Raw genomic sequence first — 23215 nt, 5'->3', positions numbered from 1 at the left:
TCAGGCAGTGACCTGGCCCCACTGGTCGCGGGCCTCGAGGAAGGCGCGGGCTGCCGTCTTCGCGCCCTCCATGGTGTGGTGCGCGCCCCAGCCGCACTGCACCTCGTTGGCGGCAGGCACCTCGGTCGCGGCGAGCAGGTGCTTCAGGGTGGCCTCCAGCACGGGGGCGAAGTCCTCGGCGGTGTGGTCGCCGATCAGCAGCACGTAGAAGCCGGTGCGGCAGCCCATCGGGGACACGTCGATCACCTGGTCGGAGTGGTTGCGCATGTGCTCGGCCATCAGGTGCTCCAGGGAGTGTACGGCCTCGGAGTCCAGGTGTTCGGTGTTGGGCTGGGTGAAGCGCACGTCGAACTTGGTCAGCACGTCCCCGCCGGGAAGCTCCTTGCGGTCGGCGATGCGCAGGTAGGGGGCGGCCACGGTGCGGTGGTCCAGATTGAAGCTCTCCACGTTCATGCGGGGCTGCTCGGTCATGGGGTGTTCTCCTTCGGTTCGGGGTTGAAAGGTCGTGTGGTCCATCTGGTGCGGTGTACTGCGGCCGGCAGGGAGCGATCTGGTCAGCGGGAGGATCGCACCGTGCGGCCGCGGACCACGCCGACGAACTGCTGGCGCAGCTCGTCGTCGGCGTCGCGCGGCCACAGCAGGATGATGCGCGTGGGGTCGGCATCCAGCAGGGGCCGATGGGTGGCGTCCTTGCGGTGGTGCAGGCGGGCCAGTGACATCGGCACCCGGGTGTACCCCACCCCGGTGGCGGCCACGGCCACCCGGTCCGCGGCGTCGTCGGGTCCCTGGGAGGGGATCTCGGTCTCCTCGGCGAGGTCCGCCTCGGTGATCTCGTCGAGTACGGAGAGCACGTGGTCGGTGCTCATCGCCACGACCGGGCGCTCCTCCCACAGGCTGACGGCATGGAACGCGTTGCCGGGGTCGGTATCGCGTGCGAAGCACATGTCCACCTCGCCCGCGGTCAGTGCGTCGATCTGTCGGGACTGCGCCACGGGGATCAACTCCAGCCAGGTGCCGTTGCGCAGTGCCTTCCAGCGGCGCAGGAACCGGTCGGGTTCGACGCCGGGGACGAAGCCGACCCGCAGGGTGGAAGTGGTCATGATCCCAGGGTAGGTGGTGCGGAGGCCCGGGCCAGCACCCGCAGCAGGTCGGCGTTGAAGCGCTCGGGCATGTTGAGGTTCACCATGTGGGTGCCGTAGGGCAGAACGACCAGCCGCCCCTTGCGTGTGGAGGCGACGAAGCTCCTCTCGTGCACCCTCATCTGGTCGAAGCGGCCGTGCAGGAACGTCACTGCCACCTCGATACGGGCCAGGTCTGCACGCAGGTCCAGTGAGGCGACCGCATCGAATGACGGCATCGCCACCTCGGCGGGCGCTCGTCCTCCCCGCAGGTAGGCCCGGGTGCCGTCGGGGCCCAGCAGAAGCTCGAACAGTCGGGAGCTGCCGTCGGCCCCACCGGGGAGGCTGTCCACCAGTTCGAGGAGCCGTCCGTAGAGGCGTGCGGTCCGAGGGGTGGGCTGCACGGTCCCGCCGCACACGGTGAGGGAGGCGAGCGCCGCAGGTCGCGCAGCGGCGGCATGGATCGCGAGCATCCCGCCCACGGAGGATCCGACCAGGTGCACCCGGCATTCCGCAGCCCCGTCATCGGAGCCGGTCAAGGTGGCGCCGAGCGCGATCGCGTCCGTGATGGCGGTGATGGCTGCATCGAGGGTGAAGGGCTCCCCGCGCCGCGTCCCGTGTCCCGGAAGATCCGGCGCCACCACGGTGTACCCGGCGGCACGCAGGGCCGGCATCTGACGGTCCCACTGGCTGTGGGAGGTGCGTGTGCCGTGCACCAGCACCACTGCCTCGGAGCTCATGACCCCATCATGCTCCGTACCCGGGTCGTTACGCTGGATGGATGCCCAGCTACCGCATGCACCTGCCGATCGGGGACATGCGCCCCGGCATCACCCCTGCCGAGGTGATGGAGCAGGCGGAGCTGGCACTGGGGACCCTGCACGTGGTGGAGAAGCGGGATGTGGAGGCGCCGCTGGTCGGTGGGAAGCGCATCGGCCGCGTGGTGCTGCGGTTCGCAGTGGACTCGAGCACGTGGGCCGACGAGGACGCGACGGCCCGTCAGGCGCTGCGGGTGGTGATCGATCACCTCGAGGGGACGACGGCGACCATTGCTCCGCTGTTCGCCGTGCTGCTCACCCGCGGGATGGGCGGTCGCTTCCGACCGATCCCGCCCGGCTGATCAGCACTTCCCCGTGAGCGCGTGATCGTCGTAACCTCACGGTATGACCAGCCGCGAAGACATCGAGCGCACCACCATCGATATTCTGGGAGCACGCGACGCTCACTCCAGCATCTGCCCGTCGGAGGTCGCCCGAGAGCTCGAATCCGAGCATTGGCGAGAGCTGATGGATCCGGTGCGTGAGGTGGCCGCGTCGCTGGCGACAGCCGGCACCATCGAGGTCACCCAGGGTGGCACCGTCGTCGACATCGCCACTGCGCGGGGGCCAGTACGACTGCGACGGGGATCCGCCTGGGCCGGGTCTCCCGAGCGACCGGACCCCGATCCCGCCTCCTGAGCGATCCCGCGCACCTGCTCCTGAGAGGTGCTGGAGACGGCGGGTGGGGATCACTCCGCCGGCCGCCCCGGCTCGTCCGCATCGGGATCTCCGCCCGACGGCGCGGCAACTGCCTCGACCGCGCCCGGGTGAGCTTCGACGCCGGCCGCTGACTCCGTGGGCGAGGGCCCGGTCCCGACCCGGTTCGCCGGTGGTTCCACCGCCGCGTCCACCGTGTCGGCGAGGAACGCATTGGCCCAGCGTGCCCGCGGGTCCGCGTCGACCAGCAGCTCCTTGACGAGCAGGGTCATCGGCACCGAGAGCAGCGCACCGGCAGCTCCCAGCACCCAGGACCAGAACAGCACCGACAGGAACGACACGCTCGCACTGACCCCCACGGCGCGGCCGGTGACGCGGGGTTGGACCAGGCCCTGCAGCAGCATGGCCACCGTGGTGCAGATGACCACCACCAGCACGGCGGTCCACGGCCCCTGGGCGAGCAGCGCCATCAGGTGGGTGGGATCATCGCGAAGATGAAGCCGATGTTGGGGATGTAGTTGCACAGGAACAGCAGCACCGCCCACACCGCAGGCAGTGGCACCCCGAGGGCCCACAGGGCCAGGCCGTCGATCACCGCCACCACGGCGCCGAACACGGTGGTCACGATCCAGTAGGTGCGCACGCTGAGCGCGAAGTCCAGCAGGGCCCGGTGAGTGGGGGCGTGCTCGCTCCGCACCAGGGCCAGGCGCTGCGGCAGGCCGGCTGCGTCGAGTCCGAAGAAGATGATGGTCGCGAAAGTGGCGGCCAGCAGTGCGCCGATCGCACCGACCGAGCTGACGGCGCTGTTCAGCAGGCCGAACAGGCTCGCGAAGTTGAAGTCGGCCAGCCAGGTGTCGATCTGCTCCTGGCCGATGCCCAGCTCCGCAAGGCGCGTGAGCACCTCTCCCACCATGGAGTTGAACTGATCGGCGTAGCGGGGCAGCTGCTGGATCAGCTGCGCCACCGCCCAGGCGATCGCCACGAAGAACCCCACCAGGGCCAGCAGCACGATCAGCATCGTCACCAAGGATCCGACGATCGGCGGTAGGCCGCGCCGGGTGAGCGCGCGCCCCACCGGGTGCACCGCGATGATCAGGTTCAGTGCCAGGAACACCGGCACGATCAGCCCGGCGAACGCCTGCATCCCCAGCAGCACCACCACCCCCGCGGCGAGCGCCAGCAGGATCAGCACGGCGCGTGGGAACCCGGGCCGGGGCTGGGGCGCTGGGTCCGAGGCTGCAGTCATGGGGTGATCGTATGCGCGATGATGTGCAGATGGAGCTGAGAGTTGCCGAGGACCTCGACCGCATCCGGGACCACTGGTGGTGGCGGCCGGGCTGGCGCGAGGGCCGGCGTATGCACACCTTCCATCTCACGATGGAACAGGCCCCCGCCGTGCGGGAGTTCGCGAGCCGGGCACGGGAGGTCCTCGGAGGATTCGCGTCCTTGGACGTCGTGCCGGACCGGGGACTGCACCTGACCATGACCGGCATCGGCTTCGAGGACGAGGTCACCCAGCAGCAGCTCGCCGACGTGGGGAAGCGCGTGTTCGACCACTGGGAGCGGCTGGCGGCCCAGGGCCCGGCACCGACCATCCGCTTCACCTCGGTTCTCGTGGCCCACGAGTCGGTGATGCTCATCGCCGAGCCCGCCCCGTGGCTCGAGGAGCTCGCCCGGATCCAACGCGCCGCCGTGGACGAGGTGATCGGGGAGCAGGACTGGGGCCGCTTCTGGCCGCACCTGTCCCTGTCCTACGTGAACGCCGATGACGATCCCGGACCGATCGCTCACGCCCTCGTACCCCTGGCCGATGCCTCCCCTGCAGCCATCGAGGCCGCGCCCACCCTGACCCTGATGCGCCTGGGCCGCGATGAGCACGAGTACCGCTGGGACGTACTGAGGCAGGAAGGCGTCGGCCGGCGATGAGCACCCGGGCCCTCAGCCGCGCCGAGCAGGTCGACGCCGCTACCCCAGCCACCCGCAACCGGGTGGTGGACTTCCTGCGGGCGGCCGCGATCACCGTGGTGGTGCTGGGGCACTGGACGATCATGGCGGTGCATCCCGACGGCGGGCTGCAGCCCCACGGCGTGCTCGATGCGGCCCGCTGGACCCATCCGCTGACCTGGGTGTTCCAGGTGATGCCGATCTTCTTCCTGGTGGGCGGCTACTCCAATGCCCTGTCCTGGCGCTCCGCGCGTCGTCGCGGTGAGGGGTACGCATCCTGGCTGCGCACCCGCCTGCGGCGCCTGGGCATCCCCCTGCTGCCGCTGCTGCTGACCTGGCTGGTGATCTGCGTCGTGGCGCTCGCTGCCGGTGCACCGGCGGACACGATGCGGCTGGCCTCCCAGATGGCGCTGATCCCCACCTGGTTCCTGGCCTCCTACCTGCTGGTGATCGTGATCGCCCCGCCGTGCCTGGTGCTGTGGGAGAGGTTCGGCTGGTACTCGATCATCGGCGGCATCGTGATTGCCGGACTGGTGGATGCGCTCAGCATCGCAACCCAGCAGCCGCTGCTGGGCTACCCCAACTACGTGCTGGTGTGGGCCAGCTTCCACCAGTTCGGCTACGCCTGGCTGGACGGAAAGCTCGCCGGGGCCGGCCGACGGTTGGCCCTGGCAGCCGTGGGCGCGGTGGGCCTGCTGCTGCTGGTGGGTCCTGGGCCCTATCCGGTCTCGATGATCACCGCCGGCAGTGACGCGATCAGCAACTCCAACCCCACCCGGGTCACCATGGCGTTCCTGGGCATGATGCAGGCCGGACTGGTGCTGCTCGCGGAGAGGCCGCTCACCGCGCTGCTGCGCCGTCCCCGGATCTGGCTGGTGACCGTGATGGTGAACCGACGCATCATGACCTGGTTCCTGTGGCACCTCACCGCCATGGTGGGCCTCGCACACCTCCTGCTCGCCCTGGATGCGAAGTCACTGAATATTCGCCTCGCTGGGGTCCGCTGATCGAGGGTTCGGGTGCCACGTCGCTGCCGTAGCGGTGGCGTCGTTCGGGACCACCAGTGGTGTCGTTGGGGCCGCTCTGTCTACGCTCCTTCCGCCGTGTGTATAGGGCACGCGGCGGAAGGAGCAATCTGGAATGGTACGGAAGATCAGGGCGAAGCTGGTGCTCCAGCTGCGCGCAGAAGGTCTGTCGGGGCGAGCGATTTCGTCCTCGCAGGGCATGTCCCGCAAGTCCGTGAGGGCGGTGTTCGAGGCCGCTGACGCTGCAGGGATCGGGTGGGGCGATATCGCGGACGTCGCCGATGAGCAGGTGTATGCCCGGTTGTTCCCGGGCCGGGGCGAGCACGAGAGCGTGTTCGCACAGCCGGACTGGGAACAGGTCCATCGAGAGATGGCCAGGGTCGGCGTGACGCTGAAGCTGTTGCACGGCGAGTACTTCGACGCGACCACGGCGGCTGGGGATCCGGCGATGGGGTATGACCGGTTTTGCCGCACCTACCAGCACCACGTCATGGTCACCGGTGCCGCTTCGAGAGTCGGTCACAAGGCCGGCCAGAGCGTGGAGGTCGACTGGTCCGGCCCCACGATGGAGCTGGCCGATCCGGTCACCGGCGAGGTCTCGAAGGTGTTCTTGTTCGTTGCCTGCCTGCCTTTTTCTCGTTACGCGTTCTGCTTCCCGGCGCTGGATATGCGCCAGGAGTCCTGGCTGCGAGCGCACGTAGCGATGTTCGAGGCGCTGGGCGGGACGGTCCCGAGGATCGTTCCGGACAACCTCAAGACCGGTGTGGTGAAGCACCCCCGCGAGGGCGAGATCGTCCTGAACGATGCGTATCGCGAGATGGCAGCGCATTACTCGGCGGCGGTGCTCCCGGGGAGGGTGCGGAAACCGAAAGACAAGGCGAGCGTGGAGAACACCGTCGCGCACGTCGCGACCTGGGTCATCGCCGGGCTGCGGGATCAGCGATTCACGTCCCTGCCCGAACTTGCAGCCGCCATCGGGCAGCGGATGGAGGCCTATAACGCGGAGCCGTTCCAGAAGCGGCCCGGATCCCGCGCCAGCGTGTTCGACGCGGAGGAGCGGCCGCTGCTGACGCCGCTGCCGGCGGTGCCCTACGAGATCTCGACATGGCACTACGGACGACGAGTGGGCAGGAACGGGCACGTCACGTTCGCGCGGAACTTCTACTCCGCGCCGTTCGCGCACATCGGCGCGAAGGTCGATCTGCGCATCACGGCCCGGACGCTGGAGATCTATCAGGGCAGCCAGCGACTGACCAGTCACCTGCTGCTCCCGGAGACCGCGAGCAATGAGTACCGCACCAACGACGCGGACCTACCTGCGGGCGAGCGTTTCCAGGCCTGGGACGCGCAGAGGGTGCGGGCGTGGGCAGATCGGGTCGGGCCGGCCACGGTGATCGTGATCCAGCGGATCTTCGAGTCCGTGCCGATCGTGGAACAGGGCCTGGATCCCGCGTTGGCGGTGCTACGGCTCTCTCGCCGCTTCTCCGTAGATCGGGTCGAGGCGGCCTGCGCACTCGCGCTGACGGGACGGGTCCGTTCACCGCGCTATGCGCATCTGCACCCGATCTTGGCCACCGGGCAGGACAAGGTCGCCGCCCTGCGTCCACCCCGCGAGGAACCCGCGGAAGACGGCGGATACGTCCGTGGCGCCGACTACTACGCCGGAGGTGTCCGGTGAGCGTGATCGATAACGACACGAAGCGGAAGCTGCGCGAGATGGGCGCGACCGCGCTGCTGGACGCGATCGATGCCCAGGATGAGGCTCACGTGCTGGGGATGTCGTTCCAGGAACGGCTCCAGCTGATCGTGGACGAGGCGCATTCCATCTTCAATCATGGAAAGGTCGAGGGTCTGATCCGCCGGGCGGGGCTGCGTTATCCCGGAGCGGACCTGCGGCGGCTGGATCTGGTCGAGGAACGGGGACTGAACCGGAACGTGATCGCGCAACTGGCAACCTGCTCCTTCATCCAGCGGCAACAGAACGTGGTCTTCCAGGGCTTCACCGGCTCAGGGAAGTCCTACCTCGGCTGCGCGCTGGCGAAGCAGGCCTGCCAGCACCGGCTCCGAGCCCACTACATCCGAATGCCCGACCTCGAAGAGGCCTGGGCCCTGGCAAAGGACAAGCCGCAGGGCCAGACGAAGTTCCTGCGGAAGTACTCCACGTTCTCGCTGCTGGTGATCGACGAGTGGCTGCTGGACCATCCTGACGAGGGAATGCGTTCGATGCTGCTGGAACTGCTCGAGCGCCGCTATGACACCGGCTCGACCGTGTTCTGCACCCAGTACCCGAAGAAGGACTGGCACGCCCGGCTCGGTGGAGCAGTCCACGCCGATGCGATCATGGACCGCATCGTGCACAACACAATCTGGATCGACACCGGCGACAGGAACATGCGAGAACACACCGCACTGCCCCAGTGACCCGATGCCGGCGGGAGCCAGTGGTCCCCACCGCGGCGGCTACTGGCCCCCGTCGGCACGATCGGCGGTCCCCAAGAGCAAGATTCGGTGGCTCCCACGACTACGAATACTCAGCCACTGCTGCCGGTGCCGCTGAGCGGCGCCTGGTGGGCCAGCCGCCCCCTGTGGGCGCTGGTGCTGCTGGCGATCACCGGCGTGATCGTGCTGGTGATGGGCCGCTTCGAGGACCCGAAACCGGACGACCGCCCGGCCCCGGCCCTGTGGCGACCCCTCACGGCCGCGGTGATGGTGTGCGCGGGACTCGCGGTGATGGCCACCTCCGGGATGGTGGGCAGCAACGGGATCAACTGGGTGTGGCCGCTGCTGCCGGTGGCCGGGCTGCTCGGGTTCGGGGTGGTGAGGATGCCCATCGGACCTCGCTCCCCCGGCATCGCTTCCTCGGACGACCGTTCCTCGGGCGGCGACCCGGAGGATCGCAGTGTGGGATGAGAGGCAGCCCTGCCTGCCCCCGTCGGCCCCGGGGCGTTGCTAGCGTGGCCGGGTGACTGACACCGCCCCCGCCGCCCCGGTCCCGCCCACTCCGCCGACCGGGAGCGGCCCGGGGAGCACCGACCCTGGCGGCGCGGCGCACCCGCGGCCGGTGGGCTTCGACCGGCAGCGGTACATCGAGCTGCAGTCCCAGCACATCCAGGCCCGGCGTGTGCAGATCGGCGGGAAGCTGTACCTCGAGATGGGTGGGAAGCTCTTCGACGACCTGCACGCCTCCCGCGTGCTGCCAGGCTTCACCCCGGACAACAAGATCGCCATGCTCGAACGGCTCAGGGACGAGCTGGAGATCCTGATCTGCCTGAACGCCAAGGACCTGCAGCGCCAGAAGGTGCGCGCTGACCTGGGCATCCCCTACGAGGACGATCTGCTGCGCCTGGTGGACGTGTTCCGTGAGCGCGGGTTCCTGGTGGAGCACGTGGTGCTCACCCAGCTCGAGGAGTCCAACCATGTGGCCCATGCCTTCGCCGCCCGCCTGGAGCGGCTGGGCCTCAAGGTGGCGCGCCACGGCGTGATCCCCGGATACCCGCAGGACACCACCCGGATCGTCTCCGAGCAGGGCCTGGGCGCCAACGAGCACTCCGAGACCACACGGGACCTGATCGTGGTCACCGCCCCCGGTCCCGGCTCCGGGAAGCTCGCCACCTGTCTCTCGCAGATCTACCACGACCACCGTCGCGGCATCCGCTCCGGCTACGCGAAGTTCGAGACCTTCCCGATCTGGGACCTCCCGCTGGAGCACCCGGTGAACCTCGCGTACGAGGCCGCCACCGCGGACCTGGACGACCGCAACCTCATCGATCCGTACCACCTGGCCGCCCACGACACCCAGGTCACCAGCTACAACCGTGACGTGGACGTGTTCCCCCTGGTGCGCTCCCTGCTCACCGAGCTCACCGGCACCTCCCCCTACGCCTCCCCCACCGGGATGGGGGTGAACATGGCCGGCCGCGGCATCGTCGACGATGAGGTGTGCCGTGACGCCGCCCGGCAGGAGATCATCCGCCGCTACTACAAGGTGCTGGTGGACGAGCGGATCCACGATCGCGAGGACGACGTGTCCCAGCGGGTGGCGATGGTGATGAGCAAGGCAGGCTGCCGCACCGAGGATCGCGCCGTAGTGGCTCCCGCGCTCGCCGTCCAGGAGGCCACCGGGCATCCCGGCTCCGCCCTCGAACTGGCCGATGGCACGATCATCACCGGCAAGACCTCCGCGCTGCTGGGGTGCTCCGCTGCGATGCTGCTGAACGCCCTGAAGCGCCTGGCGGGGCTCGACGATGCGGTGCACCTGCTCTCCCCCGCCTCGATCGAGCCGATCCAGACTCTGAAGACCCAGCACCTGGGATCACGCAACCCCCGCCTGCACACCGACGAGGTGCTGATCGCCCTGTCGGTCTCCGCCGCGACCGACGAGAACGCCCGCCTGGCGCTCGCGCAGCTACGCAGCCTGGAAGGCTGCGACGTGCACACCACCACCATCCTGGGGTCGGTGGACGAGGGGATCTTCCGCCAGCTGGGCATCCACGTCACCTCCGAGCCACGCTTCCAGCGCAAGGCGCTGTACCAGAAGCGTTGATCGTGCCCTGCTTCAGAGCCCGCTGCTGAGCAGGAAGATCGCCAGCCCGTGGGCGATCGCCGCCGGGATCACGCCCCAGCGCAGCCGCAGGAAGGCGCAGATCAGTCCTTCCCACAGGGTGAACGCCAGCAGCGGCCAACCCACGTCGGTCACGGTGGTGGCGAGGAAGGCGTGGCAGGCCGCGAAGAGGACGGCCGACAGCAGCGCAGCCCGCACGGCAGGCATAGCTTGCTCCAGGCGGCCCTGTAGGTAGCCGCGGAAGAACACTTCCTCACCGAGGTTCCCGGCCAGCGCCATGAACAGCAGCGCAGGGAGGATACCGAGGGCGACCTCACCTCCGCGCTCCTGGATCAGCGCACCAGCAGACAGTGCCAGGATCGGTGCCGCCGCCAGCACCCCGCCCAGGATGCCCAGACCGATGGTACGGAGGTCGAAGGTCCCCCAGTGCACGAGTTCCTTGAGACCGCGGTCCTGCAGCGTGGCCAGCACCAGGATCATGCTGCCCAGACCGAAGGCCACCAGCACCAGCGGGTCGTCGGGCATCCGCAGCCACGGCACGACACCGTCCACCAGACCGAACTCCCACAATCCTGTCGGTGTCATCGCATCGCGGATCAGGATGAACCCGAGGATGAGCACCATGATGCGCAGCAGTGGGTCCCGGTCCGATCGGGCCAGCCAGAAGCACACCCCCAGCAGGAGCAGGCCGGGGATGAGCAGTGCGCTGTAACCGAGCAGGGTGGCTCCGAGACTTCGTCACGTGGCTTATCGATGGGAACACCAAGTTCTCCATCGTCGGTAGCAATAACGCGATCACGTATGCCGAGGTCTTCCCGCACATCAGGGCCAATAGGCTTTGGAAGGGTGCTACCGCCAACAGCACTGGCATGGTGTTCGGAGTCCCCAAGGGGTCGATTATCTCGGAGTCGGATCGCTTGAAGGCGGAGAAGCTGGGCTACCCCTCGGACGAGGAGCGGGACTACACGCGTCTTGGCAACGCCTGCTGGTTCACGAGCATCGATCACGGCCGACGACATGAGCCCCTTCAGCTCATGTCAACGGAGGACAACCTGATCTTCAACAAGAAGCTGATCAAGAAGCTTGACGGCGAAACGGAATATCAGCGCTACGCCAACTATGATGCGATCGAAGTGCCGTTCACGGACGCAATCCCCTCTGATTACCCCGGCGTGATGGGCGTACCCATCACATTCCTTGACAGGTACAATCCTGACCAGTTCGAGATCATCGGTAACAGCGAGGGGCGACTGGGCGCGGATCTCGGCATCACACCCCTCGGACCCGAGTTCGTCGGAAGCCAGGGACGGACCAAGCTTGGCATCTTGAGTACGAAGCAGGCGGTTTGCAAGCGCATCCTGATCCGTCACCGCAACGTCGCCTCCGAGGAGATCGCCTCGTGAAGACCGAACTCCGCCACTACACCGTCGCCGAGGTTCTCGAGGGGTTCATCTTCAACGAGCTCGAGGGGCGTGGCCTCTTCGGGCTGGGCGGCGACCTCGTGATCCAGCCCGAGTACCAGCGGCACTACATCTACGGTGACGGGAAGCGGGACGTCGCAGTCATTGACTCGCTACTGAAGGGCTACCCGCTGGGCCTGATCTACTTCGTCGACACCGGAGCGACCTCCGCACCGCACCTCGAGGTGCTCGACGGCCAGCAGCGGATCACCTCGGTCGGTCGGTTCACGACGGGGAAGTTCGCCATCATGCGCGACGGCCGCGAGCAGACCTTCTCCTCGCTTCCGCCGGAGGAGCAGGAGAGGATCCTGCAGAGCGATCTGCTGGTCTACGTCTGTGAGGGCACCGAGGCGGAGATCAAGGAGTGGTTCCAGACGATCAACATCGCGAACGTGCCGCTCACGACGCAGGAGCTGCGGAACGCGATCTACTCCGGCCCTTTCGTCACGGCGGCGAAGCAGGTGTTCTCGAACTAGCAGAGCGCGGTCCAGCAGAAGTGGGCTGCGTACGTGAAGGGCGACCCGAAGCGCCAGGAGGTCCTCGAGGTCGCGCTGTCGTGGGTCTCGCTCGACTGGGCCGCTTCTGCCCAGGGGAAGAAGATCGACGGGTACATGGCCGTCCACCGTCATGACTCCGATGCTCGTGAACTGCGCACGTACTTCGAGACCGTCATCGAGTGGGTCGGCGGCATCTTCACCGCTCCCCCGGACAAGTCGATGCAAGGACTCGAGTGGCGCCGGCTCTACGAGACCTACAAGCACCAGTCCTACCGCTCGAGCCAGATGACGGCCGATGCGGCAGAGCTGCTCGAGGATCCCGCGGTGAACTCCCGCAAGGGGATCTACGAGTACCTGCTCGGCGGCAAGAGCGATCAGACCTTCCTGGACGTACGGATCTTCGACGCCAAGACCAAGGCGGCCGCGTACAAGCGCCAGACCGACGAAGCGAAGAAGAAGGACGTCTCGAACTGCCCTGTGTGCGCGAGCGGCACCAACGCGAACCGCAGCAGGATCTACACCGCGAAGGAGATGGAGGCCGACCACGTGACGGCGTGGACGAAGGGTGGCCTCTCGACGCTCGCCAACTGCGAGATGCTCTGCAAGTCCCACAACCGGACCAAGGGCAACAAGTAGGGCGACTGCCGACGGCACCGAGAAGGCCCCTTCGATCACGAGATCGGAGGGGCTCTCCTCATACCCGCCGGTGACCCGCACTCCGGGGACAGGGTGGTGACAGCGGATCGTGGTCACCAGGGTCAGGGACGTGGTTCTGTCGGCTGACTTGCGCTGTTGGCACGGGGTCACAAGGGTTGGGCGGCTGGGGTGTCGTCTGATCCCGGGAGCCCCAGACACTGGGCGCGTTAACCTTAACGACGAAGGCGTGGCCCAGCACCGAGTCCTCGAGGGACCACCACTGGTGCGTGATCACCTTGGACGGACCTATGTACGCGCAGGTTTCGATTACACCATCACACCTTCCTCCGTCAAACAACCTCTGTCACGTACATTGGGACAAGGATTGTTGTGCCGACGGTAGGAGGGGTCGCGATGGATGTCGCGAGCGTACTGCGCGAGCTGGGTCTGGACCTGATCTACGGGGCCGGGGATGACCTCTGGATGCTGCGCGATGCCTCGGGCGGCACGCTCGCGTTCATTCCCACGGACCCTGTCGAGAGGCTCGACGCCCGGACGGTGAGACGCCTCGGCAGGGGTCCCACCACAGGGCACGCCCGGACGCTGCTGATCGGCTCCAGGGCCACCCGAGACGTGACGCAGCGCGCCGCAGCTGGCGAGATCGACATCCTCACCGAGAACCCCCTGCGTCTGTACCGCGAAGGGGTCGCCTATCGCGCAGAGGAGCCGACCCCCGTCCTCTCAGCTCCCCGCCGTGCGGGTCGGCCGGCTTGGGTGAGGTGGGCGCTCTTGCGCGAGCTGATCCGCGGCGGATCGCTGCCAGACCAGGCCGAACTCGCCGCACGACTCGGAGTCACCCAACAGGCGGTCTCCCGAGCACTTCGGACGCTCAATGGCATGGGTCCAGCGGATCCCGCGGGGTGGCTGGACCTGTTCCTCGAGGAGTACCCGGGACCGGGCGGCAAGGAGTTCGGCTGGTACGGACTGGAACCCGTGACGCAGCAGACGAGCACCGCGGTGTCCCTGGCGCACAGCCTCGAGCTCGACCCGGTCGTCGGCGGCGACGTCGCCGCCGATCACCATGCCCCGTGGAAGCTCCCCACGCGAAGCCGGATCTACCTCCGCGGACCGATGGATCTCGGCGGGGAGGGCTTCGTGCCGGCTCCACTGGCTGAAGCGACGCTGATCTGCTGCACTCCGCGCGACCGGACGCTCTGGGTGACGGGTAGGGAGAGTCCCGACGGCGTGCCGCATCTCGTCGCCGATCCGGTCCTGGTCCTCTGGGAGCTGCTCCACAGCGACGATCCGGACAGCGACCAGGCAGCTGCGGCACTCCGCACGGTGATTCTCGAGGGAGGTGCGCAGTGACGGCGAGCATCGAGCTCGAGACCCACTCGTGGAGCAACGCCGACGACCTTGGCTACCTCGGCCAGCAGGCCGTCGCCGAAGCGGCCCAGACGACCGACTACCGGATCGTCGGCGGCCACATGGTGCGCCTGCTGCTCCTCGCCCATCCCGCCGAACTGGCGGTGCAGCGCACGACGGTCGACGCGGACGCCGCCGTGAGCGATGTCGAAGTGGTTGGACCGATCGTCGACCGACTGAAGGACCAGGACTTCGTACAGGAGCGCGGCAACGTGTACACGAAGGCCGTCGACGAGGAGCGACAGGTCGAGATCAACCTTCTGCTGCCGCGGACGGGCAGCACGACGGGAATCAAGCCCCAGATGGTCGATGGTGTCGGCCAGGTCGACACCCTCCCCGAGCTCGCCTTCGTCCTCCTGCAGCCGGCGATCCACGTAGCGGTCACCGCGCACCTGACCACCGGTGAGACTCTCGCCTACAGGGTGCCGATCCCGGGGCTCGAGGGGGCCTTCATCCTCAAGGCCCACGCGTGGGCCGCACGAGGCCTGCAGCACGACCGGGACCTCGCGGACCTGCACACGCTCCTCGAGATCCGCGAGGCTCACCCTGACCTCCCGTGGAGGCTGGGAGAGACGCATCTGAGGGGAGTCCGCTTGGACACCGCGCGGGCGGTCAGCCAGCTCCCCCGCCGACTCCAGCAGCGGACCTCGCTCATGCCCGTGCCGAAGCACCTCGATCGGAGCCGGATGGCCGCGCTCCTCGTGAAGCACGTCGCGACACCCTGACCCTCCTCGGTCTACGTCTGGCTCTCGGCAACCATCGCCGCGGTCTCCGCGTAGCGCTCGGCGCTGAAGTCCTCGAAGGCGTCCAGCGAGACCCTCCAGACGCCACGGCCGCCGACCTTGATCGCGCGCAGCTGCCCGGAGCGCACGAGGGCGGGGGCCTGGGAGTAGGAGATCGAGAGCTCCTCCATGATGTGCTCGAGCGGCACGAAGCGGCGGGGTGGCGAAGGTGGATCCGAGGGGTTCATGGGGCCGAGCGTACGAGCGCCGGTCGCAGCTGGCACCCGGCCGCCGCGCACTGTGGACGGGCCGTCCCGACTGAGTGACTCCGGGCCGTCCACGTCACTCAGTTCCTCTCGACGACCTCATCGCAGGTGATCAGGGTCACACCCTCCGAGCGCCTCGAATCGACCACCTCGTGAAGGGCCATATGTGATCCGAGCCTCAGATCGACGGAGCGAACCCTACAGAACCCGAACAACTGAGTGACAAACTGAGTGATTCCGCAGAACTCAGTGCAAAGGGAAATGGCCTCTGACCTAGGTGTAATACCTGGTCAGAGGCCCTTTCGGAACTTCCTCGGTGGAGCTAAGGGGAATCGAACCCCTGACCTTTTCATTGCGAACGAAACGCTCTACCAACTGAGCTATAGCCCCGTGCCTCGCGGCAACCCCACAAGGGTAGCACCGCAGGCCACCTCGTCAGCACGCCGCCCGGCGGGTTCGGCGAGGGTCACACAGCCATCACTTCTGCGCGTCGCGCAACTGCTGCAGCTCGTCCTGGAGGCGGTCCAGCAGCTCCAGCCGCTCCGGGCCCGCGCAGGCCACGCACGCGGGCTGCAGGTGCGCGGGGGCGTCGGCGGCAACTGCTGTGCCAGGCCAGGTGCGCAGGGAGCCGCCTGCCTGCTTCACGATGTGGAACCCGGCGGCCACGTCCCAGGCATTGAGGGTGGCGAAGGCGGTGGCGTCGGCCCATCCGGCGGCGACGTACGCGAGTTCCAGAGCGGCGGTGCCGAGGCTGCGCACCGCGGAGTACGCGGCGTTGATCTCATTGCCGGCGCGGGCGGCATACTCGGGGAACTGGCCGGAGATGCGCGGGCCCAGGAAGCCGGAGAGCACCATCGCGTCCTTCGCGGGCTTGGTGGGCCGCGGGGTGATGGGCACACCGTTGATCATGGCGGGACCGTCGGCAGCGGTGAACACGGTGCCCAGCACCGGGGCGTCGATCACGCCGGCCACCAGCTCGTCATCCATTGCCACGCCGATGGACACGCAGAACAGCGGCAAGCCGGCGGCGAAGTTGCTGGTGCCGTCGATCGGGTCCACGAAGAAGGAGACCACTGGGCCCTCATGGGAGGGGGATCTGGTAGCCCCGGCAGGTGCATCGGCCGTCGAGCTCGTGCCCTCCGCCGGACGCTCACCGCCCTCCTCCCCCACGATTCGACAGGTGGGCAACCTGCGGCGCAGCTCAGCGACGATCATCTCCTCGCAGGCACGGTCGTGCTCGGTGACGATGTCCTTGCTGGAGGTCTTGTACTCGCGGGCCAGGGAGTCACGGTCCAGTGAGCGGATGTGGTCCGCGGCAAGCGCTGCGGCGCCCACGGCGATCTCCAGCAGCTCGCTGGGAGTGGGAACAGGGGCGGGGGCAGAAGGCGCAGAGGTGTTCATCACCTCCCAGGGTAGGCCGGATCGCTGCTGTCAGGCAGGAACGCCCAGCAGGTGGCGCAGGTACGGGGTGAGCAGCATGCCATCGGGGTCCGCCGCTTCGCGCACCCGGCAGAAGTCCTCGAAGCGGGGGTAGAGCCGTCGCAGCTCCCGGGCGCCCAGCCAGTGCTGCTTGCCCCAGTGGGGCCGGGCGGCGAAGGGCTCCAGGGTGCGCTGCACCATCAGCAGGTACGGGATCGCGTCCTCCGCGCGGTAGCGGTGGGCGGCGATGTACACGCTGTCGCGCTCATACGCGGTGGACATCCACACGTCATCGGCCGCCACCCTCCGGATCTCCAGCGGGAAGGTGACAGCCACGTCCTCGTCCTCGAAGCGGCGGCGCAGGGCGGCGAAGGCCTCGGGGAAGCGGTGGGCGGGGATCGCCCATTCCGATTCATGGAACCTCACCCGGCGCGGCGCGGCGTACACCGCGGAGGCGTCGTCGGTCATCCCGGAGCCGGCAAAGAAACGTGATCCCACCTCCGCCACGGGCCGCGACAGCGGTGGCACCAGGGCGGCGGCCCGGCACAGCACCTCCCAGGCACCGTTGCCGAGCACCTCGCGCTGCAGGGTCTCCACGACCGGGTGGGCGCGCTCGCGCGGTGCATCGGCGGGCAGCCGACGGGTGGTGCGCACGGTGGCGCGGCGGGTGCGGGGGAACCAGAAGAACTCGTGGTGGTCGGCGATCCCACTGTCGCCCAGGAACGAGCCTGCCGTATCCTCGAGCGGCTCGGTGCTCTCGCGCAGCTGCAGCCGGTAGGCGGGCACGCACTGCAGGGTGACCTCGAGTATCACGCCGATCGCGCCGAGTCCCAGACGGGCGGCGTGGAACAGGTCAGGGTCGCGGCCCGGGGAGGTCTCCACCACGGAGCCGTCCATGAGGGCAATGCGGAGGGCCCGCACGGTGCCGGCGAAGCCGGTGAAGCGGGCGCCGGTGCCGTGGGTGCCGGTCTGGATGGCCCCGGCGATGGACTGTCGGTCGATGTCGCCCATCACGGCGAGCGCCAGGCCGTGCGGGGCCAGCAGATCACCGATCTCCCACAGCCGGGTGCCGCCGCGCAGGGTCACCAGGCCCGTGGTGGGATCGGCGTGGACCAGGCCTTGGTAGCCGTCCAGGGTGAGCTGCATGCCGTCGGTGGCGACCAGTGGGGAAAAGGAGTGGCCGCCGCCGATCACCCGCAGGCCGGTTCCGGCGGCGCGGGCGGTGTCGATGGCGGCCAGCACTTCCTGCTCACTGGTGGGGGCGAGGATCTCGCGGGGGGTCCAGCGGGCGGAGCCGCTCCAGTTGCGCTGCGGCAGGACGGTGATGGTCACCGGCGGGCTCCTTCTGTCCGGGGAGGGGCGCCATCGCCCGCTCCGGATTCGATCACAGGAACAGCTTGCCCTCACCGCGGTACGTGGGGGTGCTGCCCACTACAGTCTCCCCGGCGACGAGCTGGTAGTGCAGGGCGTGCTCGGCCGGTTCACCGGCCTTGGCATGGCGCAGCCACACCGTGCCACCCACCCGCAGCTGTTCTGCGGCAGGCCCGATCACCGGGGTCTGCACCTCCCCCGCCCCTTCCTGTGGCGCGAAGGCGAGCCCGCGGGGATGGTGGATGGTGGGCAGGCGGTCCGGGCCGCCCACGCCGCTGGCGATCCAGCCGCCGCCCATCAACGTGGCGATGCCCTGGGCGGGCCGACGCACCACCTGTGCTCCCAGCAGCAGGGCCGGTTCGGGCCGGAAGGCCCGGTAGTGGTCGAACAGGCCCGGTCCGATCAGTCCGGAGCCGGCGGCGATCTCGGTGACGGCGTCCTCATTGCCGGTGGACTCGATGGAGCCGGTGCCGCCGCCGTTGACGAACTCCAACTGCGTCACCTCCCGCACGGCGGCCACGCAGTCGCTGCGGCGTTGGGCGATCTCGGCGGTGGAGAGCGACTTCATGGCGCGCACGGCGCTGCCGTACGGGGTGCGGGCCGCGTCCCCTACCCCGGCGATCTGGCCTTCGTAGGCCATCATTCCCACCAGGCGCAGGCCCGGCCTGGCCTGGATCTGGCGCACCAGCTCCAGCACCTGGCCGGTGGTGCGCAGCGGGGAGCGGTGGGCACCGAAGCGCACCCCGGGCAGCGGAGCATAGGAGACGTCCAGTTCGATCGCCACCCTGATCGACCGGGCGGGGCCTGCCGCACCGCGGGCCGCAGTGAGGATCAGGTCCAGATGGGCGGTCTCGTCGACCATCAGGGTGATGGCGGAGCGGGCGTGGTCATCGGCGGCGAGCGCTGCGATGGCTTGCGCGTCTGCCGTGGGGTAGGCGACGACGATGTCGTCGATGCCGTGGGAGGCCAGCCACAGCGCCTCCGGCAGGGTGTAGGCGAGCACCCCGGCGAACCCGGGCTGCCCCAGCGCCCGCTCGATGAGGGCACGCACCCGCAGCGACTTGGAGGCCACGCGGATCGGCATCCCGTGGGCCCGGCTGGTGAGGTCGGCGGCGTTGGCGTCGAAGGCGTCCAGGTCCAGCACCGCCACGGGGCGCTGGGCGATGCCGGCGCGCTCCAGGGCGCGCTCGATGACGGTGACGCGCCCGGTGGCTGCGCCGGTGGGCATCAGGCCCTCCGACGGGCGAGGATCTCGTCCAGGTGGAGGTCCACAGCAGGGATCGCCTGCTCGTCGGCGGCCTCGAGCACCTCGACGTCCGACCGCTCCAGCGGCACGGTGGTGGCGCGCACGGATTCACGGTGGGCGGCGTGGCGGGTGGCGAGGTCCTCCACCTCCCCGCTCATCGCGTAGGTGGGGCGCGGCACGGGACGCGGGGTCCACTCACCGGGAGCGGCGACCTGGCGGGCGGCGCGCTCGGTGGTCTCCTCGAGGGAGTCTCGCTCCGGCAGGCGCGAGGCGACCAGCGGCTTCGCGGAGGGGGCCTCGACAGCGGGGCGGGTGGCCTCCACCTGCGTCGCGGCCTCCTGCTTCGCGATCGCGGTGGCACGACGGGCGCGGCGGCGGCGCTCGAGCTCGGCACGGCGCAGGCCCAGCAGGTACAGCGCGAGGGCCGCGGCAGGGATGGCGGGGCTCCAGGCGGCCAGGGTGCCGGTCACGGCCAGGCCGGTGACCGCGGCGGTGGCGAGCACCAGCAGGACGAGCACCACGGCCAGCAGGCGCCGGTGGCGGGCGTGCTCCTCGAGGTGGTCGATGCGCTCACCGGGGGCGGCGTCGAAGCGGGGGCGGCGGGTCGGGTCGGCAGGGCGCAGCAGCAGACGGTCCTCGGCCATGGGGGAGGTCACCTCTCGGGAAGGACGACGGGATCGGATCGCGGCGGAGAGATCCCTCGCGGTGGGCGACACCTCGGTGCGCTCGGCGGCGCGGGCACGTCCCATCACGTCGCGTCGCTGTGCGAGCTGGGGGATGGCGTAGGCCACCCACAGCACCAGCAGCAGGGCGAACAGGAGTGCCCCGGGATTGATCGATTCCACTCCCCCAGCGTAATGACACCTGTGTGATTCAGCAGGTCAGGCGGGGCGCGTGTCGGGAGAGTTTTGTGTCAACAGTCGGTCAAGGACTCCCCTGCCGGAGCGACCGGGGTGACCGGGGTGACCGGCCACGACCTCCTCTACGGTGAGGGCGAACACCAGGTGATCCTGCCACGCACCGTCCACGTGGATCGCGGAGCGCCGGAGGCCCTCCGGGCGCAGGCCCAGCTTCTGCACCACGCGGATGCTCGCGGTGTTCTCCGGCCTGACCGTCACCTCCACCCGGTGCAGCCCCATCTCGGCGAAGAGGTGGTCGATCATCAGGGCGGCGGCCCTGGGCACGATGCCGCGCCCGGCCAGGCGCTGATCGATCCAGTAGCCCAGCACGGCGCTGCGCTGCGGCCCGTACAGGATCGGGGAGGCAGTGATCTGCCCGCCCAGCCTGCCTTCCACCACGATCGCCAGCGGCAGCGAGGTGCCCTCCTTCGCCTGCCGCTCGCTCCAGCGGCGCAGGGTGGCGAACGGGGGGCGCACCCGGCCGTTCTCCGGATCGGTGGCGTCCCAGGGGCGCAGCCAGGCATCGTTGCGGCGGCGCAGGGACTCGAAGGCAGATCGGTCGCGGCGCTGCAGCGGCCGCAGCACCAGCTCACGGTCGCGCAGCGTCACCGGCCACGTGTGCACCATCGGGCAATCGTAGGCCGAGGCCCGCGCAGCTCACGGACGCTGTGGCACGCTGGGCCGATGGACGACGTCGATCCCGCGCAGACCGCCCAGCTGAAACGAGAGCTGCGCGGAAGGCTCCGAGCCGAGCGACGATGTCTCTACGGCGACGAGGCGGGGGCCCGACGTCGCGCCGCCGAGGGCGAGGCCCTGGTGCACCACGCCGCACCGCTGCTCGAGCTGGTGGCCGATGCCCTTGCATCGACGGGTGCCGCACGCGTGGCCGCCTACCACCCCACGCCCACGGAGGCCGATGTGATGCCGCTGGCGGCAGAACTGGCGGCGCGCGGCGCCGAGGTGGTGTTCCCCGCCGCCGCCGGCCACGAGCTGGAGTGGATCACCTGGGACGGACACTCCGCGTTCCTCCCCTCCCCGGGCAAGGGGTTCGGGCGGGAACCGGAAGGAGAACGACTGGGCCCGCACGCGCTGGAGCAGGCCGTGCTGGTGCTGGCCCCGGCCGTGGCGGTGGACCGCACCGGCACCCGCATCGGTCACGGCGCAGGCTACTACGACCGCGCGCTCCCCCACCGCCCTGCCGGCACCCCAGTGGTGGCGGTGATCCATCCCTCCGAACTGCTGGAGCCCGGCACGCTCCCGCGCGAGGCGCACGACGTGCCGATCGATGCGGTGCTCACGGCCGAGGGACTGCACGTGATCCTTGACCAGCCTGCTCTGCGTGGCATCGGACGGTCGTAGAATCATCGACGGTCACCACCGAGTGGCCCCACCCCTGCTCCCTCCCGGGACCTCGCTCCCGGGGCACCACGAAGGACTCACCGTGCCCACTTACGTGTACGCCTGCAAGAACTGCGACCATCGCTTCGAGCAGTACCAGAGCTTCACCGAGGACTCCCTGGTGACCTGCCCCGAGTGCGCGCAGGACGCCCTGCGCAAGGTGTTCGACAGCGTGGGCATCGTGTTCAAGGGCCCGGGCTTCTACTCCACCGACTCCCAGAGCTCCGGCAAGGGCGGCGCCCGCAGCCACGCGGCCGATGCGGCCTCCGCCTCCTCCGCCGGGGGATCCGACTCCTCCTCCACGTCCGCCAGCACGTCCTCGGAAGGCTCCTCCGGTGACGGCGGGACGTCCTCGGCCGCAGCGAGCAGCTCTTCCGGCTCGGCCGCGTCGTCATCGAGCAAGGACGCCGCCTCGTCCTGAGGTGCCGCTCCCGCCGGTCAGGCTCCTCTGCCTGAACGAGGTTCCTCCCCACAGCCCGGTCATCCACCGTCGCCCGCGCGATGAGGATGACCGGGTGCGTGCATCCGTAGCGTTCCCGGCATGCTCACCCGGATCCGCTCCCAGTTGCCCGCCTACCGCCGCGCCCTGCGCCGCCGGCGCCGCACCCTGACGGCGCTGCTGATCGCCATGGTGGCGGTGGCCGTCCTGCCGTCGATGCTGCCTGCCGGGCATCGCGGCACCACCGTGGTGGTGACGAGCAGGGCCGTACCGGCCGGGACGGTGATCACCGAGGAGCACGTGAGCACTGTGGAGGTGGCAGCCGAGCTCGTCCCCGCGGGGGCGGCCACCTCAGCGGATGAGGCCGTGGGCCGGACCGCCGCAGTGCCGCTGACGGAGGGGACCCCGCTCCTGCCCGGTCTGCTCACCTCGGACACCGAGGCAGAGCTGGCCCCGGGCAGTTCCCTCCTGGTGGTCTCCGCACCTGCCCAACTGCGGGACCGGCTGCACCCGGGGACCGAGCTGGAGATCCACCACTCCACGTCCGATCCCACCAGGCCCGGTCGCACTCCCGCCACCGTGGTGGAGGTGGCGGGGGACACCACCGGCGCTGTGCCGGGTCTCGGTGGGACCGCGCCGGATCTGGTGGTGCTGGTCACCGTGGACCGTGCTGATGCGGTGGAGGTAGCGCATGCCACACGCGAAGGGTGGTCCATATTGTCGATAGTCGGATAAGGTCCCGTTCGGGCGCCGGGGTGCGCCTTCTCAGACCCATCCCTTTCCCACCTAAGGAGAAGCCATGAAGGGCTTCAAGGAATTCATCATGCAGGGCAACGTCCTCGATCTCGCCGTCGGCGTGGTCATCGGCGGCGCCTTCACCGCTCTGATCGGCGCTTTCGTCGACAACCTGATCCAGCCCGTGATCAACGTGTTCGGCGGCGCCAACGTCGACGGACTCGCGTTCAAGATCACCAATGACTCCACCGTTGTCGACCTCGGCGCGCTGCTGTCCGCGATCATCGCGTTCCTGATCACCGCGGCCGTGGTGTACTTCGTGTTCGTGCTGCCGGTCACCGAGGCTCGCGCCTTCGACCGCAAGCGTCGTGGCCTGCCCGAGGAGGACGAGGGCGGCGCTCCCGAGGACGTCGTGCTGCTGACCGAGATCCGCGACCTGCTCTCCGCGCAGCGCGGTGGCACCACCCCCGCCCAGGGCGACGCCCTGCCCCCGCAGGTCTGATCTGACCTGCCGCGGCACCTGCCGCGAAGAACCCCCGACGGGGCGAGACCGAAGCGGTCTCGCCCCGTCGTCGTTCT

28 protein-coding genes, 1 tRNA gene and 1 pseudogene are annotated in these 23215 nt (G+C 69.1%); 18 read left to right on the top strand and 12 right to left on the bottom strand.

Annotated elements, in window-relative coordinates:
• From JOD52_RS05895 to JOD52_RS05885, 3 genes are all read right to left on the bottom strand, one after another.
• Nucleotides 1-471, bottom strand: a complete 471-nt coding sequence (locus JOD52_RS05895; RefSeq protein WP_204409064.1) for an S-ribosylhomocysteine lyase — start codon at nt 469-471, stop codon at nt 1-3.
• Between the two features lie 83 nt (nt 472-554).
• Nucleotides 555-1100 (bottom strand): LysR substrate-binding domain-containing protein, encoded by a 546-nt coding sequence (locus tag JOD52_RS05890; RefSeq protein ID WP_017823851.1) that lies wholly within the window; start codon nt 1098-1100, stop codon nt 555-557.
• Nucleotides 1097-1858: an alpha/beta fold hydrolase gene (locus tag JOD52_RS05885; RefSeq protein ID WP_204409063.1), complete on the bottom strand. Its 762-nt coding sequence runs from the start codon at nt 1856-1858 to the stop codon at nt 1097-1099. The genes JOD52_RS05890 and JOD52_RS05885 overlap by 4 nt, the downstream gene beginning before the upstream one ends.
• Nucleotides 1859-1899: 41 nt before the next feature.
• On the opposite strand from JOD52_RS05885, the gene JOD52_RS05880 reads away from it, so the two are divergent.
• Together JOD52_RS05880 and JOD52_RS05875 are read left to right on the top strand one after the other, a co-directional pair.
• Nucleotides 1900-2238, top strand: coding sequence for a hypothetical protein (locus JOD52_RS05880; protein WP_204409062.1), 339 nt, complete (start codon nt 1900-1902; stop codon nt 2236-2238).
• Between the two features lie 43 nt (nt 2239-2281).
• The gene (locus tag JOD52_RS05875) at nt 2282-2575 is read left to right on the top strand and encodes a DUF3253 domain-containing protein (protein ID WP_204409061.1); all 294 of its coding nucleotides are present in this window, start codon (nt 2282-2284) and stop codon (nt 2573-2575) included.
• Nucleotides 2576-2625: 50 nt separating this feature from the next.
• On the opposite strand, the pseudogene JOD52_RS16960 reads toward JOD52_RS05875, so the two are convergent.
• Nucleotides 2626-3737, bottom strand: a pseudogene (locus JOD52_RS16960) (AI-2E family transporter).
• Nucleotides 3738-3868: 131 nt separating this feature from the next.
• Here JOD52_RS16960 and JOD52_RS05860 point away from each other — a divergent pair.
• The 7 genes from JOD52_RS05860 (at nt 3869) to JOD52_RS05835 (ending at nt 10105) form a co-directional block, all read left to right on the top strand.
• Complete coding sequence (locus JOD52_RS05860; RefSeq protein WP_204409058.1) at nt 3869-4519, top strand: 2'-5' RNA ligase family protein; 651 nt, start codon at nt 3869-3871, stop codon at nt 4517-4519.
• Entirely contained in the window at nt 4516-5544 is a 1029-nt protein-coding gene (locus JOD52_RS05855) for an acyltransferase family protein (protein ID WP_239551807.1), read from the top strand. The genes JOD52_RS05860 and JOD52_RS05855 overlap by 4 nt, the downstream gene beginning before the upstream one ends.
• Nucleotides 5545-5677: 133 nt before the next feature.
• Nucleotides 5678-7240 (top strand): IS21 family transposase, encoded by a 1563-nt coding sequence (istA, locus tag JOD52_RS05850; protein WP_204408388.1) that lies wholly within the window; start codon nt 5678-5680, stop codon nt 7238-7240.
• On the top strand, nt 7237-7983 hold the full coding sequence (locus JOD52_RS05845; RefSeq protein ID WP_338124028.1) for an ATP-binding protein: 747 nt from the start codon (nt 7237-7239) through the stop codon (nt 7981-7983). Before istA ends, JOD52_RS05845 begins: the two co-directional genes overlap by 4 nt.
• 4 nt (nt 7984-7987) lie before the next feature.
• Complete coding sequence (locus JOD52_RS17450) at nt 7988-8119, top strand: hypothetical protein (protein ID WP_275579092.1); 132 nt, start codon at nt 7988-7990, stop codon at nt 8117-8119.
• Complete coding sequence (locus JOD52_RS05840; protein WP_204409057.1) at nt 8110-8472, top strand: hypothetical protein; 363 nt, start codon at nt 8110-8112, stop codon at nt 8470-8472. Before JOD52_RS17450 ends, JOD52_RS05840 begins: the two co-directional genes overlap by 10 nt.
• A gap of 52 nt (nt 8473-8524) precedes the next feature.
• A complete protein-coding gene (locus JOD52_RS05835; RefSeq protein ID WP_376983658.1) occupies nt 8525-10105 on the top strand; it encodes a DUF1846 domain-containing protein in 1581 nt (526 codons plus the stop codon).
• Nucleotides 10106-10117: 12 nt separating this feature from the next.
• On the opposite strand, the gene JOD52_RS05830 is transcribed toward JOD52_RS05835, so the two are convergent.
• Entirely contained in the window at nt 10118-10747 is a 630-nt protein-coding gene (locus JOD52_RS05830; RefSeq protein WP_239551806.1) for a CPBP family intramembrane glutamic endopeptidase, read from the bottom strand.
• Between the two features lie 77 nt (nt 10748-10824).
• On the opposite strand from JOD52_RS05830, the gene JOD52_RS05825 reads away from it, so the two are divergent.
• From JOD52_RS05825 to JOD52_RS05810, 5 genes are all read left to right on the top strand, one after another.
• Nucleotides 10825-11526 (top strand): adenine-specific methyltransferase EcoRI family protein, encoded by a 702-nt coding sequence (locus JOD52_RS05825; protein WP_204409056.1) that lies wholly within the window; start codon nt 10825-10827, stop codon nt 11524-11526.
• On the top strand, nt 11523-12059 hold the full coding sequence (locus JOD52_RS16955) for a DUF262 domain-containing protein (RefSeq protein WP_259884976.1): 537 nt from the start codon (nt 11523-11525) through the stop codon (nt 12057-12059). Before JOD52_RS05825 ends, JOD52_RS16955 begins: the two co-directional genes overlap by 4 nt.
• Before the next feature lie 33 nt (nt 12060-12092).
• Nucleotides 12093-12716 (top strand): HNH endonuclease, encoded by a 624-nt coding sequence (locus JOD52_RS16950; protein WP_259884977.1) that lies wholly within the window; start codon nt 12093-12095, stop codon nt 12714-12716.
• A gap of 414 nt (nt 12717-13130) precedes the next feature.
• On the top strand, nt 13131-14084 hold the full coding sequence (locus JOD52_RS05815; protein WP_204409055.1) for a MarR family transcriptional regulator: 954 nt from the start codon (nt 13131-13133) through the stop codon (nt 14082-14084).
• Nucleotides 14081-14866 carry a hypothetical protein gene (locus JOD52_RS05810; RefSeq protein WP_204409054.1) on the top strand — a complete coding sequence of 262 codons (786 nt, stop codon included), beginning with the start codon at nt 14081-14083 and terminating at the stop codon, nt 14864-14866. Before JOD52_RS05815 ends, JOD52_RS05810 begins: the two co-directional genes overlap by 4 nt.
• A gap of 11 nt (nt 14867-14877) precedes the next feature.
• On the opposite strand, the gene JOD52_RS05805 is transcribed toward JOD52_RS05810, so the two are convergent.
• The 7 genes from JOD52_RS05805 to JOD52_RS05775 all read right to left on the bottom strand — a co-directional run bounded on the left by JOD52_RS05805 (nt 14878) and on the right by JOD52_RS05775 (nt 20691).
• On the bottom strand, nt 14878-15111 hold the full coding sequence (locus tag JOD52_RS05805; RefSeq protein WP_204409053.1) for a MerR family transcriptional regulator: 234 nt from the start codon (nt 15109-15111) through the stop codon (nt 14878-14880).
• Between the two features lie 335 nt (nt 15112-15446).
• Nucleotides 15447-15519 (bottom strand) — tRNA-Ala (locus JOD52_RS05800).
• Between the two features lie 87 nt (nt 15520-15606).
• Nucleotides 15607-16530, bottom strand: a complete 924-nt coding sequence (locus JOD52_RS05795) for an inositol monophosphatase family protein (protein ID WP_204409052.1) — start codon at nt 16528-16530, stop codon at nt 15607-15609.
• A gap of 30 nt (nt 16531-16560) precedes the next feature.
• The gene (locus tag JOD52_RS05790; RefSeq protein WP_204409051.1) at nt 16561-17880 is read right to left on the bottom strand and encodes a D-arabinono-1,4-lactone oxidase; all 1320 of its coding nucleotides are present in this window, start codon (nt 17878-17880) and stop codon (nt 16561-16563) included.
• Nucleotides 17881-17932: 52 nt separating this feature from the next.
• Complete coding sequence (locus JOD52_RS05785) at nt 17933-19147, bottom strand: alanine racemase (protein WP_204409050.1); 1215 nt, start codon at nt 19145-19147, stop codon at nt 17933-17935.
• A complete protein-coding gene (locus tag JOD52_RS05780) occupies nt 19147-20010 on the bottom strand; it encodes a hypothetical protein (protein WP_204409049.1) in 864 nt (287 codons plus the stop codon). Before JOD52_RS05780 ends, JOD52_RS05785 begins: the two co-directional genes overlap by 1 nt.
• A 36-nt stretch (nt 20011-20046) precedes the next feature.
• The gene (locus JOD52_RS05775) at nt 20047-20691 is read right to left on the bottom strand and encodes a GNAT family N-acetyltransferase (protein WP_204409048.1); all 645 of its coding nucleotides are present in this window, start codon (nt 20689-20691) and stop codon (nt 20047-20049) included.
• Between the two features lie 57 nt (nt 20692-20748).
• Between JOD52_RS05775 and JOD52_RS05770 the strand changes: the two genes are divergently transcribed.
• The 4 genes from JOD52_RS05770 to mscL all read left to right on the top strand — a co-directional run bounded on the left by JOD52_RS05770 (nt 20749) and on the right by mscL (nt 23138).
• On the top strand, nt 20749-21423 hold the full coding sequence (locus JOD52_RS05770; RefSeq protein WP_204409047.1) for a 5-formyltetrahydrofolate cyclo-ligase: 675 nt from the start codon (nt 20749-20751) through the stop codon (nt 21421-21423).
• A gap of 82 nt (nt 21424-21505) precedes the next feature.
• Nucleotides 21506-21883 (top strand): FmdB family zinc ribbon protein, encoded by a 378-nt coding sequence (locus JOD52_RS05765; protein ID WP_204409046.1) that lies wholly within the window; start codon nt 21506-21508, stop codon nt 21881-21883.
• A gap of 120 nt (nt 21884-22003) precedes the next feature.
• Nucleotides 22004-22636 carry an SAF domain-containing protein gene (locus JOD52_RS05760; RefSeq protein WP_204409045.1) on the top strand — a complete coding sequence of 211 codons (633 nt, stop codon included), beginning with the start codon at nt 22004-22006 and terminating at the stop codon, nt 22634-22636.
• A gap of 64 nt (nt 22637-22700) precedes the next feature.
• Nucleotides 22701-23138, top strand: coding sequence for a large conductance mechanosensitive channel protein MscL (gene mscL / locus JOD52_RS05755; RefSeq protein ID WP_204409044.1), 438 nt, complete (start codon nt 22701-22703; stop codon nt 23136-23138).
• Nucleotides 23139-23215: the final 77 nt, after the last annotated feature.

Source organism: Brachybacterium muris (genome assembly GCF_016907455.1).
In the GTDB taxonomy this organism is placed as follows: domain Bacteria; phylum Actinomycetota; class Actinomycetes; order Actinomycetales; family Dermabacteraceae; genus Brachybacterium; species Brachybacterium muris.
The sequence above is the reverse complement of the archived record's forward strand: the minus strand, read 5'-3'. Positions and strand labels throughout refer to the sequence as shown.